The sequence below is a fragment of the Salicola sp. AFF1 genome, assembly GCF_056783195.1.
The window spans coordinates 1-13,480 of record NZ_JBXAYL010000037.1 but is presented as its reverse complement, the minus strand read 5'-3'; the positions used below and the strand labels follow the sequence as shown (position 1 = coordinate 13,480).

Genomic DNA, 13,480 nt, shown 5'->3' with positions numbered 1-13,480 from the left:
GAAAACCAAGAACTAGACTATGAAGGGTGGGTCAATTTTATTGGCCAAAGGTGGGTCAAAATAGATGGCCATTGACAAGTACGCGCTCCTTTTTCTGAGCTGCCTACGCGGCAGCGAACTGACCTCAGAAGCGTCCTTTATTTCTCGAACATTTCTGAGCTGCCTACGCGGCAGCGAACGGCGCGAAGGCAGCGCCGGCGCCGCCGGATTCTTTTCTGAGCTGCCTACGCGGCAGCGAACGCCGTCAGCCTGGTTGCGCGGGTGCCGTTGGATTTCTGAGCTGCCTACGCGGCAGCGAACGATGAGAAAATGCTTGAGCATTTTCGCCAGATTTTCTGAGCTGCCTACGCGGCAGCGAACAATCGCCAGGAGCGCGACCAGAAGGAATTGACTTTCTGAGCTGCCTACGCGGCAGCGAACGGGCTATCTCTATTTCGAGCCCATGGCTTTATTTTCTGAGCTGCCTACGCGGCAGCGAACTGGAGAGCGTTCTGGTCGCGGTCCGTGAACCTTTTCTGAGCTGCCTACGCGGCAGCGAACCTGATCTATGGCCAATGTCGCAGGTGGGTGTATTTCTGAGCTGCCTACGCGGCAGCGAACAGGTCACCGAATGTCGGGAGTGCGGCGGCGAATTTCTGAGCTGCCTACGCGGCAGCGAACAAGCTGATCAAAGGGGCGCTGATGCGCTCATCTTTCTGAGCTGCCTACGCGGCAGCGAACTCGAACTTCTGGGCAAGCTGGCTGACGGACAGTTTCTGAGCTGCCTACGCGGCAGCGAACGCCATGAACCCAGCGACAGCGTTGAGATAATCTTTCTGAGCTGCCTACGCGGCAGCGAACACTTCTATCGACCCTTGAGCAGGCCGGTCTTATTTCTGAGCTGCCTACGCGGCAGCGAACGCACCGTCTGGAACGGCGTGGCGTTTGTCATATTTCTGAGCTGCCTACGCGGCAGCGAACGGGGCGAAGAACAAGGCTCGGTCATCGAAGGCTTTCTGAGCTGCCTACGCGGCAGCGAACGCATTGGTGTACCAGATGCTTCTGCCGGAGCTTTTCTGAGCTGCCTACGCGGCAGCGAACACGCAGTGGGACGAGGAAGGACCGCCGAGTGATTTCTGAGCTGCCTACGCGGCAGCGAACTCTATACCGCAGCGCAATCAATAGATGGAGGTTTTCTGAGCTGCCTACGCGGCAGCGAACCGTCTGACCGGCGGTCGCGGTGGCCACTTCATTTTCTGAGCTGCCTACGCGGCAGCGAACGTTCCCCTCAACGTCGGTGGCGTTGACGATCATTTCTGAGCTGCCTACGCGGCAGCGAACCTATGCAGGCTGGGCGCCCCATCACGCTCAAATTTCTGAGCTGCCTACGCGGCAGCGAACAGCTTGAAGTTTGCGTCGCGCGACCCTCGTATTTTTCTGAGCTGCCTACGCGGCAGCGAACCGCCGCCGCTCTGGATGCGGACTCTGGGGCGATTTCTGAGCTGCCTACGCGGCAGCGAACCCGTCTCCTTGGGTTTGAACGTCACCCCGGGCATTTCTGAGCTGCCTACGCGGCAGCGAACTTAACGAGGCGGTGACGGCCAATCCGGACGGTCGTTTCTGAGCTGCCTACGCGGCAGCGAACATGAGCCGCATTCCTCCGCGCCAGCAGAACCTTTTCTGAGCTGCCTACGCGGCAGCGAACCAGGTCCTGGCTGATCTGGTTGTACCAGGCATTTTCTGAGCTGCCTACGCGGCAGCGAACGGTGGCTTTATTGGGACGCTGGAAGGCTTGGTTTTCTGAGCTGCCTACGCGGCAGCGAACGGCGGCATGACGGATTGCGCTGGTATGGAACATTTCTGAGCTGCCTACGCGGCAGCGAACCTCGTCAGTTAGCTCCAGCGGCTCAACAGATATTTCTGAGCTGCCTACGCGGCAGCGAACCTGACGGATGCGCTCAAAGAAGCCGGTGACGAATTTCTGAGCTGCCTACGCGGCAGCGAACGACGGAAGCCTATCGGGCAGCGGCTTCATAGATTTCTGAGCTGCCTACGCGGCAGCGAACACCGACAACCTCAACACCGAAACCAGCGTGGTTTTCTGAGCTGCCTACGCGGCAGCGAACTTGATCGCCCTAACCAGGGCACCCGCTTTTATCTTTCTGAGCTGCCTACGCGGCAGCGAACGGGCGCACTGACCAGCAGAGGACCTTCATGGTTTTCTGAGCTGCCTACGCGGCAGCGAACCTATCATCAAATGATGCGTCTTCTGTTGCGTTTTTCTGAGCTGCCTACGCGGCAGCGAACAAATGTGTCGCCGCTGCGCTTGTAAATTAGCATTTCTGAGCTGCCTACGCGGCAGCGAACATTGGCGATATCGTGTTCTCGGCGCTGGACTTTTTCTGAGCTGCCTACGCGGCAGCGAACCTCCATCATCAAGGCCGTGGACGCCTGCATCTTTTCTGAGCTGCCTACGCGGCAGCGAACGTGTAGCTGCTGAGCGCATGGGAATAAGTGGCTTTCTGAGCTGCCTACGCGGCAGCGAACTTTCTGCGAGCGCCTTGAATGGCCCTGCCAACTTTTCTGAGCTGCCTACGCGGCAGCGAACATACCGTCAATGTCAGCGATTAATCGGTCTGCTTTCTGAGCTGCCTACGCGGCAGCGAACACCGAGGAAGACTGCCGGAAGGCGGTTCAGTTTTTCTGAGCTGCCTACGCGGCAGCGAACACGAGGACGACCGCTTCATGGCGTCTATGGATTTTCTGAGCTGCCTACGCGGCAGCGAACATCAGCGCTTCCATGACCTACGGCCAGATACGTTTTCTGAGCTGCCTACGCGGCAGCGAACATGCCCGGGGCGCGGGCGTTCCAGCAGACCGATTTCTGAGCTGCCTACGCGGCAGCGAACTTGCTGTATCCATCTGGATGGGGCGGTTGTGATTTCTGAGCTGCCTACGCGGCAGCGAACTAGAGTTGAAGGAGCATAAGTCACTGATTGTTAAAGAGCAAAAGTGCAAACAGCCTCCAGAACCCTTTCTGGAGGTAGTCTTGTAACTGGTTGATTTTAAAGCCTGTTTTTGAAGCCTCTCAAAAAGGGTTCAAAAACAGGGTACCGTTGCATGGTCACTAAGGCCATAAGCGTTAAAGGTGCCAGGCACCGGCTCGGTTTTGGGAGCACTCTGCTCGATAAAACAATGGAAACGCTGGCGGGTGCTCTGGCTTCGCAGCACAAGAAATGGCAATGACGGGGTCTGTTCCACCTTTGAAGGTATTGCATCAGCCGCCTGTTCATAGGTCTCACCGTGGCGTTTCATACGCCGTCGCCGCAGTCGTTCCACGTTGGTCTTGAACTGGCGGCGCTTGAAAACACGGTGCTCGGCGTCAGCCGGAACGGGGTTAATACCACTGGTTGCCGTGTGTTCCGAGACGCCCCGGAGCCAGTCAGTGGCCATGAGGGTCTCCAGTCGCTGCGGTGTGGAGTGCAGCCTGAGTACGCTCCCCAGCGAACGGGGAGCCGTGGAATAGCCAGGGAAACTGACACCCACATCGGTCCACTGCTCATGGGCCAGCTGCCGATGCAGCTTGCTGAAAAGCGCACTCATCAACACCGGCGGCGTGAATTCAGGATCGGGAAGCACCTCAAGCTCAATGTAGTGCGACATTACTCGCCTCCTTCGCCGAATACCCCACCCCGGATCAGGGTTGCCATCACAAAGTGCTGGTTGCCTGCGTCAGCCGGTTTCTTGTCCTTGAGGATCCAGTTGTCCAGCAGTGAGTAGAAGTCTGCTTTCTGTTTTGGCTGGCGGTAGGCGGCTCCCTTGGTGGTTACGGAGCCGTAGGGCTCAACAGCGATAGGGCCGACGTCGTCGCCGTTGTCCGTGGGATACCAGGTGTCGATGGTCCTGATGGCGTTGCCAAGTTTCTGGGAGTGGATGCCGGCAATGCCATCAACGCTGTATAGGGTTTTGCTTTTGGTGCGGTTGCCCTGGTTCAGGATGAGTTCCTGGGAAGGGAAAACTTCCTGGCCATCCCCAATGCGGACGGCTGCACTGATTTCCAGAAGCAGGTGCTCCCGATCTTCCAGGGCCGCCTGGATGTGCGAGGCCAGTTCGGCAACCTGCTGTTTTTCCGTGTCTTCAACGTTAAAGTTCCGCATGGGGACATTGAAGGCATCAAAGCGCCATTGCTGGCTTCGCTCTCCTTTCTGGAGCCGGCTGACGTCAACCTGGACCTCTTCCGCACCCATACGATTGCGCCACAGAAAGCGGCCATTGGCCAGGTTGGTCGCATAACGGAACGCGAGTGCCTCAAAGCCATGCTCATCGCGGTATTCGTTCACAACCTCGCGGAGGCGGTCTTCATAAGGGGCGTTGTTGCAAGCGGAGGGAGTGCCCGTGCCGCCGAGCACCCGCAGTGTAAAACGCACCACCAGCGTATCGTCTGTGTTGGGAAGGGCGGCTACGTCCACGGTTTGCAGGTTGGGGTTCTCGATGGCGGCATCGATCTTGGCGGCATCCTGTTGCTTGGCTTTAAGCCGATTGGAAATGGTGCCCCGGACGGATTTCTCCCGGATTGACACGGGCTTCCAGTGCTCTGAATGGGCCCGGTCGTCCCAGGTGGTGCTGAACATGAGGCCATCGGAGGGGTCCAGCTTGCGTTCAAACGCGAGGACGGAAGCGGTTTTGAGTGCGTCGTTTTTAGCCATTATTAAAGCTCCTGTGATGGGGTTGAGCTGATGTTTTGGGTTTCTGCAAAGTCGTTCTGAAGTTGGTAAAGACCTGTTTCGGGGTCTGTCTCGGGGTACCAGAGCATGTCCGCTGGCGTTCTCAATCGATGGGGACTCACCCATTGCCCGATTGAGAACAGGCTTTCAACAAACCGGAATGGGACGGAGGCGTCCCGGCAGTTGTTGACTTGTCCCTCTCCAAGAGGCTCCGTCAGTGCCCCGAATCCGACCGGTATGGGAACAAACCAGCCAGGGCGGGACGGGCGCCGCACCTGCCATTCGGTGTCGTTCTGGGTTTCCTCGCCTTCGCCAGCACTATCGGAGTTCGTGGCCTGGATGTTCAGCCGGGAGAGGTCCAGCCAGGCATCCAGAAGCGAGGTTGCTGGATCATGCTGGCGGCGTTCGTGCCAGTGCTCGTGCAGAAGATCGTTGCGCAGCACCGGGGAGAACCCTGGCAGCAGCTTGTAGGTCAGTTGGCGGAATTGGCTCTGCGCCTCGTTTGTATCGTCGCTCAGCGCCACTAGAGAGGAGTGGGTGCGTCGGCCGGGGGCGTTGGTTGTGGGGGCATCGGGTAGCACGGTTCCGCCGGCTACCCGCATATCGCCGAGCATTTCACGAACGGCCTGGGCCGTTGCGTCCTTCTCCGCATCGGGGGCGTCACAAAGCGCCCCGAAAACCGAAAACACAAGACTGATGTCCAGGTGGATGCGGCCTTCTTCAACAATAGCGGCTGTCTCCCCCTTATGGTTGACCGGGTTGCGGGTCAGGTGAAGGGCATTGACGTAACCGGACTCCGAGGCCTGGGCCTCATGGCCGTGGCAGACCACGCCCACACCATTAAAGTAGAGGTCCATGCCGGCGGCCTGGATCTGTCTCTCCAGGGCATGCATAAGGCCCACGAATGCCGTCATGGCAGGGAATCCCCAGGTCATGGGCCCGGAAATGGCATTGGCGTTCTGCACCCTGATGCGGGGCAGCACCAGTAGGGCTTGCGCGTCAGACATGGGGAAGCACCTCCTGCAGTTCGTCCAGTCTTTCCTTCAGTTGCTTGGACCAGTGGTCGTACTCGGTATCCGAAACGGGAAGGGCGGCTTCAAGGCTGCCGTTGAGCCAGGCGGCAAATGCCTGGCGAATGTGGAGCGGCCAGTCGATGGTCGCGTGGTTGTCGGCAAATGCCTCGTCGACCCGTGTGCGGTCCGGATCGAGCCAGTGGGCTTCCGCCTCTGGGAGGTCGCACTCCTCATGGCGGCTCCAGCCAGGCTCCGCCGAGTGGAGTTCGCTGGTGAAGCGGATCAGCTCATCGATCAATGCATGGATGAATTCGTCCCGGTGTTCCCGGGTAGCGGCGGTGGGTTTAGGGTCCGACTTGAGAAACGCCCTGAGGTCCCTCACAAGCTCTCGGGTCGTGGTTCGTTTCCCGAAGATCTTGAATGCGGAGGCGACCCGCAGGGGGAGGCGAACATCCGGGGAATGCCATGTTGGCGGAAGCGATCTCAGCAGGTAGTTGACGCCTCCACGTTCGCTGTTGAGCTGGGAGATATTCTGCGGTTTGGAACCGCCGAATTTCTGGATGGCGAGATCGGGGTAAAAGCGGACCTCGGTATCGGAATACTCTCCGTTCCGGCGGGCTTGGCGAGCTGCTTTGGCGCTTTCCCCGAAACGGTCCTCGTTGATGGTCCGGAACACATTATGGGCCAGGGAGGTGGCGTAAAGCGGGGCCAGCAGATGGAACTGGGAGTCGTCGCTCGGGTCATCCCCCGTCAGCCAGTAGAACTGTTTGGCTCTGGTATGGGAGGCGTAGGTGCCTGCGGGCTCCGTGATGCCGGCAAAGGCACTGACCCATTCCAGGGCTAGCTCCCGATCCTCACTCAGCGCGGCGATCAGCTCCGGGTCTTGGCGCAGGGCGCGTTCAAGCAGTGACTCACCATTGAGCTCAATACGGAGAAACTTATAAACGTCCAACTGGGCGGCGTTGCCCACCACATCAGGGCTGAAGTTCGTTTCCAGGAGGTGGCTTCCCACAAAGGGATGATATGGAAGCTGCTCTGGGGGGACGTACAGATTGGTCCCTTTGGCTTCGGGGTGGATGGGCTTGAGGGAATGGGTGACGACCTGGAGCTGATTGACGCGCTTTGCCGCCTGTTCGAGCCAAGTGCTGAATTGGTGTTGCTGCGCTAGGGCGTTCCGTTTGTCGGGGTCGCTCTGGGTTTTGAGTTTGGTTTCCAGCCGCTCCTGAATAAAAGAAGTAATGACCTCCTTCAGTTGGTCGGCTGTCTCGGTTTGAGGTTCCGGCATGGCAGTTCCTGCTTGAATTGTTGTAGGGCCGCTGGTTCGGCTAAAATAGGAAGACCCGGGAGTGGCGGCTCCCGGGTCTATGGCTACGTTATTAAGACGGCGTGATTGCCAGTCACGCGATTCCTCCCTAGCTTGCGTTGAGCTGGCAAGCAGCAGCGCATCGGTGATATTCAGCCACTCTCCGTGAGTGGCTAATTTTTAGTCTAGGGAGGATTTCTTTCTTTGTCAAACCAATTGACTATTACTTGTATATAACTTTGAGGTCAGGGGACCGCATTGTTGGCGCTTGGGTGTTAGACTGTGTGCGTCTACCGAATAGGTAGCTCAGAAAAATTGCCTATTGCTAGTAAAATGTTCTGCCGAGTAGGCAGGCCTTAAGGCATGGCCTCCAAGCTTTAGCTTAGTTTTGCGAATCCAAGAAGCGGGTGATATCCCCAGCCAGAGCTTTTATCCGATGGAGCGTTAAGGGTGAGCTTTCCAAATCGCTCGGCACAGGCAGAGGGTTCCATCTCTAGGCTTTGTGCGAGCTCGCCTAAAAGCGTCATGTAATCCGTTTCAATCCAAGGCCCTATGGCAGTCTCCTGGGGAGAATTGAGCGTGATTCGATGGAGCTTGCTTCTTTCCACCTGGCGGTAGACCTTTTCCCCTCGCTTCTCGCCGTTCGCTATTTCGTGCAACACGAAATCCTCTTCCGTCTCGTCAGGCAAAAGGACAAGTTCGGACTCTTGAGCCGTTCTTTCACGGAATGGCTTCCACTGCTGAAGGACACCGGTCAGGTGGGCGTAAGGCAGATAGTGGAAGCTGTAAGCGCCCAGCACCGGTTCGCTGCGGCGCTTCGCCTTTTGGCGTGGTGACAGCGCCTGGCCGCTGTCAGTGTCTTGCGAAGATTGGCCCTCTGGCATTTCCGGTGCCACGAGCAGCTCTTTCAAACGGGCGTGTTCCAGGTCACAGAGATTGCTCTGGGGGGCCAGTTTCGGTCGTCTTAGAAGGCGCGGTCGCGAGTCGATCACCTCGTATTCGTCTGGGGTTAGCACGTCGCTGAGTGAGTGGCTGCGGAGTTGCCATTGGCCGTATCCCTCGAATCCGGGCCGCATGAACGCAGGCTCTGCGGGCCGCTTCAGTGCTGCGAGGTTTTTGTCCAGAAGGAAAACGTTGGGCTGTTCCGGCGTGATGGTGCGATGGCGCACAACACGGCCGGCAAGCTGGATGATGGAGCGCATGGAAGAGGGTTCCACGATGGCCCAGTCATAGTCGTGATCCCGCCCCACCTCGGTCACCGGCGAGCCCAGCACGATAAAGAGCTGATCCGGTTCCGGGTGACTATCCAGCTGGCCCCGGATTTCTGGTAGCTCGAAAACAGCCTTTTCATCCGAGCGGCTAAGCGCACGATCAAGATGATGCTCGATCGCGGAACGCACCAGCAGCGGAAACTGCGAATGGTAGACGCACAGGTGGATGCGCGTATCGGCGATGCCTTCCAGAGCGTACATGGCCTCGGCGATCTGGATCAGCGGATCAATGTTGGCCATTCGGATGAGGCCGAAACTGACACGTTTGCCCGTCTTGGGGTCCTTCGTATGATGCCGGCCGTGCAGGGTTTGGCTGTGTTCCAGGAATTGCTTGGCCAGGCTGCTGGGGATTTCCGTTTTGTGCACGCCTTCGGGCAGGTTGTTGATGAGGGCGCCACGACGCCTTACAGCATGCTGGCTGAGTTTCCGGGCTCGCTGGTGGGCGAACTCGGCATGTACTTGCCCGAACGCTTCTTTGGAGTCGCAATTGTGATGAGTGCGCTGATGTTCATCGAACCAGGCACAGCAGACATTAGCGGGGCGGCTGGACTCGCCCCGGTTCTTCTGGTACTCCGCGCGCCCGGCGCGGTACGCATCGAAAAGGCCCATTGCCAGGTCCGGGGTTATGGTTGCTGACGAGAGTATGAGCCGGGTGCCAAGAAGGCCGGCCCAGAATGTCAGCCGGGTCAGCGCATGGAGGTCGTTCAGGGCAAAATCGTCGATCTCGTCCAGTACAAGGTCGCTACTCAGCAGGCGCAGCATGGGAGCAATCTGGTGGCCGCTCTTGAGGCTTTCGGTGGCTGGTATGAGGTGGTCGACCGTGCAGCTCAGGATGGGCGCGGAAAGCAGGGAGCGCGTATGCGGATCATCGGCAACCCGGTTCAAAAGGGGATGGTCATCAATGTTGCCTTCAAAGTAGACATGCGAATCTTCACTCATCAATCCTTGTGCGGAAGCGGACCCAGCCTTCTCTGCCTGCTCCTCATAATAGTCATGAAGCGCCCGGTTGGCGGCGCCGCCGACCCTGATGGCGAGCTCGTCTTCACCCAGGCCCAGGCGTTGCCGGTACGCCTGGCCGGTCTGGAGCGTCAGTGTGCGTAACCCCAGGGCAATGGAGAAGCGGGCACCGCGATTGGGATCCGCCAGAGCGTAGAGGATGCGCCCATTGGCCAAGGTTTTTCCGCACCCGGTTGAGGCCATGTTGATGCCAAAGAAACCCTGATCCTGGCTCTTCTGGCGGAGTGATTCCGCAAGGTCAAAGGCGTGGTCCTGCCAGCGGAAACGGCTGTTGCTGCTGCGCCTCCGGAACCCTTTATGGCGCCCAAGGCGTGGGAGGTAGCGTTCGACACCGGGCAAATTGTGGGCAATTTCCATAGAGGTCTTCATGACCCCCAGGATGTGCTCGTCCAGTGGCTGATTGAACGCTCCTGTTTTCCTGTCGGTGTTGGCGAAAACCGGGTAATCCGGTTCACCCTGGTACCGGTACTGTTTTTCAGTAAGGCTTGAGTAGTGATGGTCCGCCAGCATCAGCGACAATCTGGTTAGGTGCATCAGATAGGCGTTATCAAGGTAGCCTCCCGAGGGTTGGCGTCGAGCCTGAAGCCGACGGGCTACTTTCGCTGCCTGGTGCTGCCATTTCTCGGTGGTAACAGGGGTTGGATGTTCAAACGCCCAATAGGGTTTTAGGTCGCTTGAGGAAGTGGGTTGGGTTCGCTCATTCCATTCGGCGTCAACGATTCCCGGAATGTTACGCAGTTGGCCGGCACGCAGGCTGTCCAGCTTGGCGCCCCATCGTGACTTATCGGTGGGCATAGCGGGCAGGCGGTGATGGGACAGTATCAGCCATCCAATAGCGGCCGCTAGTGGCGGGAGGTTGGCGAGCGGGTAGTCCGTCTGTTCCGTAAGGCCATCCTGCTGAAGGCTGTCCATAAACGCCTTGTCGGAGACCTCGCTGGTTGAGGCAAGTCGTTCAAGCCAGGCTGCATCATCGTCGCTTCCCACAAAGGCTTGGAAGAGCCTCAGAGATATCCATTCATGGCGGATCAGGTTTTTCTGCTGGGCATTGGCACGGCCTCGGAGCCGGTTCTGGAAGGCGGCACAGGCTTTACCGAGGTCATGCATGAGCGCGGCCATGGCAGCCAGCAGTTTGATGTCCTCGCCGGTATGCCAGTCGTTCTCATCCATGGAACGACGAATGTCGTGGGTGGTGGTATTGGTGGGCACAGTACCTGTCGCGCTGAATTGGCGGGCATTGCCCACAATCCATAGGAGCTCACTGTGGTCTTTGCCTCGGATCCAGTGGCAGGCCACGGCTGTGTTCTTTCGGGCTTTTTGTCTGAGCAATTTGCGCAGGGTGGTCAGGCCTTCCTGGGTGATCGGTGTCTGCCAGGTGCGTTCACCCTTGCGTTCAGCGAACTGATCGAGGATCCGGCGGGTTTCGGTGAGCGCACGGCCGCTGCACTGGGATACCAGCAGTATGTTCATGAGCTGGTACCTGCTTTGAGTGTTGCCGGGACGGTTTTAACGGTGTCGATCATGAAATCAAGAGCTTCGTTACGGGATAAGAGCTCGATACAGGATTGCCTGAAGTCCTGTTCCTCATCGCCCCGGACCGCTGAGATGAACGCCTGGGGCAGTATCGTGGCGTCCTTGATCAGGTCGGCAATATCGAACACCAGTCCGCCGCGCCGCGTCTTGCCATGCAGTACGGACAGCCCATGTGGCAATCCGAGGACCCAGGCCGCCGTGGCTCCGAGTCCATAGGCGAGGTAATTGCCATGGTCGAGGAACCGGTTGGCGGGATCGGTACCGGTTCCGCGCTTGGCCCTGGAGAAATCACCGTAGTTCACTGATGCAGCTGCAAGGCTGAACAGCTTCTTGGTGAGTCGCGCTTCTTCGGTAAGAAGGGTTGTATTATCCGGCGCCTGCTTTATGGCGTTTTCGGATTCCTGCAGCAGCGGTTCGAGCTGTTGCGCTTCAATCCGGAAGTTGTTGTCAGCGAGGAGCCGATTGTTGAGCCATACATCGCGGATGCGCTGCAAGCGGGCTTGTTGGAACAATCGGGCGGCGTTGAGCCTCTGTTCGTCGTCAAACCAGAAGGCAACCCAGCTCTGAAGGTACTCGGTGGGGCGGTATTCGGATTGGGGCGAGAACCAGGAAACATCGAACTCGACTTCGTTCGCACTGAAAAGCGGTGTCCCGCCGCCGCCACAGAAGCCGAGCATGACGCCAGCCTTGGCAAGTTCCCTGACCGCAGCCTGTGTTATGGAGGTGCCGGTTCCCAGCAGAACGGACGAGGTATTTGCGATTGGGATGTTCCAGTAGAGGGAGCGCTTGGCCTCATCGGTCACAAAAGCAACACGCCCTCCTTTCACCAATACACGGCAGTGTTCCAGGAAGTAGATGTTGGCCCGCTTGCTGATCAGGATTGTTTTCAGGTCACTTGGTGAAAGGTCATCCATGGTGTCTGCCCGTGTTTCCTGATGATTTGAGTATTGTAGTAGGCAGGCTAACAGCGGGCCTGCCCCACATAACGCATCACTGTTGGAATCACCAGTACAAGCCGTGCATGCGTGAGACCTGGTCCGCAACCTCCCGCCTCAATGCCTCCGGGCCGATCACTTCCACGTCGGGCCCATAACGGAGAACTTCCATAACCAACTCCGTTGGGTCCGCGTAGGGTACGTAGAGGTGGAAACAGCCATCGCTGGCCCATTGGCTCTCCTGGTCCGGGTGCCACAGTTCCTCGGCGCTCCAGCGCGCCGCCCGTGGTGAGAAGCACAGGTGCGCTGTTTGGCGCGCTTCGCCGGTGAAGATGCCGAAACTGGTGCCAAATTCGGCGTCCAGGGTTTCGGGCGGGCATTCATGGGCGTTGCTGCTGGTGACGCAAGGGGCGTTGATCCGGTCCAGCGAGAACAGGCGCAGTGCCTCGGCTTCATGGCACCAGCCCAGTAGGTACCAGTTGGAGCGGTAGTGCAGCAGCCGCTGCGGGCTGATGGTTCGTTCCTGCGTCTGCTCCCGGCTGCGGCTGGTGTAGCGAACATGGAGCTGGAGGCCACGGAGGGTGGCTTCGGCCACATTGCGGAAGATGGACTCCGGGGCATGGCGGGCCAGGATGGGCTGGATCCGGATGCGTTCGCTCAGGCGCTGGGCCGTATCGCCCTCGTCACCCAGAAGCTCCCGGATGCGGTTCTTGAGCGGGGCCAGGTGCGGCGTCATCAGCCCGGGCTGGACGGCTTCCAGCAGTTGCTCGCTGGCCAGCAGGGCGTGGAGCTCGCTGGCGTTCATCCAGAAGCCGGGGAGCTCGAAAACCGGTTCCTCGGGGCCGTATTCGTGGCCGTTGTGCTCGCGGTTGTAGGTGATGGGCGCGCGGAGGATGTCGCGCATGAACTGGAAGTCGCGCGTGATGGTGTTACGCGAGGCCTCCAGGGATTCCATGAACCGCTGCATCGGCACCGGCGAACGCGCCGAGCGCAGCATGTCATGGATGCGGTAGATGCGTTCGATCTGGCTCACTGGACGTCCTTATGGGGCTGCTTATGCTCCTCTTGAACACCATCTTTAGCACAGGTTGCTGATGGATTTGAACAAGTGGTAAGGGGGATACAGGTGAACCGGGCTTAATTGGGCTGGCTTGTCACCGTTGATGGGGAAGTTGTAAGCTTTATCCAGGTTCTGGCAAAAGCCATGGAAACAGGGAATAGAGAAGCAAGGAGCAAGGGAATGGCAGATTTCAGGATTCAGGCCTCTGTGGGTCAGGATGGAGACAACCGCGCGAATGACTGCAAGCTGATATGCGCCCTCCTCAATGTCTATGCCCGCAAAAAGGGCAAGGACGTCGTTGAAATCAAGAAAAAGGCCGACCCGGATGTCATTACCGCGATTGAGGGTTTTCAGAAAGATCAACTCGGCATGGATAAGCCTGACGGCCGTGTTGATGTTGGTGCTGGCACCTGGCGCGCGTTAAACAGAGTTCTGAAATCCACCCGCACCACGAAGTCGATCACCCCACCCGAAAACGGCGTTATAACCTGGAAAGCGGAAGGCAATGAAGGCGGCCCCTTCCACAGCCGTATCCTGCACGTTCCAAGTCAGTGGTCTGGCCTGACATTGGGGAGTTATTGTCAAATCTGGTGTATGACCATCAGGCGGCGCTCCTGTCAGATTGATCGTCCACCCGCTCTCCATCCT

7 protein-coding genes, 1 pseudogene and 1 CRISPR repeat array are annotated in these 13,480 nt (G+C 58.4%); of the genes and pseudogenes, 1 reads left to right on the top strand and 7 read right to left on the bottom strand.

Annotation, left to right across the window (positions count from 1 at the left end):
- Nucleotides 1-91: 91 nt before the first annotated feature.
- Nucleotides 92-2,948: direct repeats of the CRISPR family, unit length 28 nt; unit sequence TTTCTGAGCTGCCTACGCGGCAGCGAAC.
- Between the two features lie 130 nt (nt 2,949-3,078).
- From cas6f to AC1RQI_RS15425, 7 genes are all read right to left on the bottom strand, one after another.
- Nucleotides 3,079-3,642 carry a type I-F CRISPR-associated endoribonuclease Cas6/Csy4 gene (gene cas6f / locus AC1RQI_RS15455; RefSeq protein WP_481905517.1) on the bottom strand — a complete coding sequence of 188 codons (564 nt, stop codon included), beginning with the start codon at nt 3,640-3,642 and terminating at the stop codon, nt 3,079-3,081.
- Nucleotides 3,642-4,685 carry a type I-F CRISPR-associated protein Csy3 gene (gene csy3 / locus AC1RQI_RS15450; RefSeq protein ID WP_481905516.1) on the bottom strand — a complete coding sequence of 348 codons (1,044 nt, stop codon included), beginning with the start codon at nt 4,683-4,685 and terminating at the stop codon, nt 3,642-3,644. Before csy3 ends, cas6f begins: the two co-directional genes overlap by 1 nt.
- Before the next feature lie 2 nt (nt 4,686-4,687).
- On the bottom strand, nt 4,688-5,710 hold the full coding sequence (csy2, locus tag AC1RQI_RS15445; RefSeq protein ID WP_481905515.1) for a type I-F CRISPR-associated protein Csy2: 1,023 nt from the start codon (nt 5,708-5,710) through the stop codon (nt 4,688-4,690).
- Nucleotides 5,703-7,001, bottom strand: coding sequence for a type I-F CRISPR-associated protein Csy1 (gene csy1, locus AC1RQI_RS15440; protein ID WP_481905514.1), 1,299 nt, complete (start codon nt 6,999-7,001; stop codon nt 5,703-5,705). The genes csy2 and csy1 overlap by 8 nt, the downstream gene beginning before the upstream one ends.
- A 395-nt stretch (nt 7,002-7,396) precedes the next feature.
- Nucleotides 7,397-10,774, bottom strand: coding sequence for a type I-F CRISPR-associated helicase Cas3f (gene cas3f / locus AC1RQI_RS15435; protein WP_481905513.1), 3,378 nt, complete (start codon nt 10,772-10,774; stop codon nt 7,397-7,399).
- Nucleotides 10,771-11,751, bottom strand: coding sequence for a type I-F CRISPR-associated endonuclease Cas1f (gene cas1f / locus AC1RQI_RS15430; protein ID WP_481905512.1), 981 nt, complete (start codon nt 11,749-11,751; stop codon nt 10,771-10,773). Before cas1f ends, cas3f begins: the two co-directional genes overlap by 4 nt.
- An 88-nt stretch (nt 11,752-11,839) precedes the next feature.
- The gene (locus AC1RQI_RS15425) at nt 11,840-12,805 is read right to left on the bottom strand and encodes a helix-turn-helix transcriptional regulator (RefSeq protein WP_481905511.1); all 966 of its coding nucleotides are present in this window, start codon (nt 12,803-12,805) and stop codon (nt 11,840-11,842) included.
- Between the two features lie 108 nt (nt 12,806-12,913).
- On the opposite strand from AC1RQI_RS15425, the pseudogene AC1RQI_RS15420 reads away from it, so the two are divergent.
- Nucleotides 12,914-13,480, top strand: a pseudogene (locus AC1RQI_RS15420) (hypothetical protein); the annotation flags it as partial.

What these genes read in the sequence shown, in the direction of transcription:
- cas6f (WP_481905517.1), bottom strand. Translation starts at nt 3,642, where the DNA reads ATGTCGCACTACATTGAGCTTGAGGTGCTTCCCGATCCTGAATTCACG.
- csy3 (WP_481905516.1), bottom strand. Translation starts at nt 4,685, where the DNA reads ATGGCTAAAAACGACGCACTCAAAACCGCTTCCGTCCTCGCGTTTGAA.
- csy2 (WP_481905515.1), bottom strand. Translation starts at nt 5,710, where the DNA reads ATGTCTGACGCGCAAGCCCTACTGGTGCTGCCCCGCATCAGGGTGCAG.
- csy1 (WP_481905514.1), bottom strand. Translation starts at nt 7,001, where the DNA reads ATGCCGGAACCTCAAACCGAGACAGCCGACCAACTGAAGGAGGTCATT.
- cas3f (WP_481905513.1), bottom strand. Translation starts at nt 10,774, where the DNA reads ATGAACATACTGCTGGTATCCCAGTGCAGCGGCCGTGCGCTCACCGAA.
- cas1f (WP_481905512.1), bottom strand. Translation starts at nt 11,751, where the DNA reads ATGGATGACCTTTCACCAAGTGACCTGAAAACAATCCTGATCAGCAAG.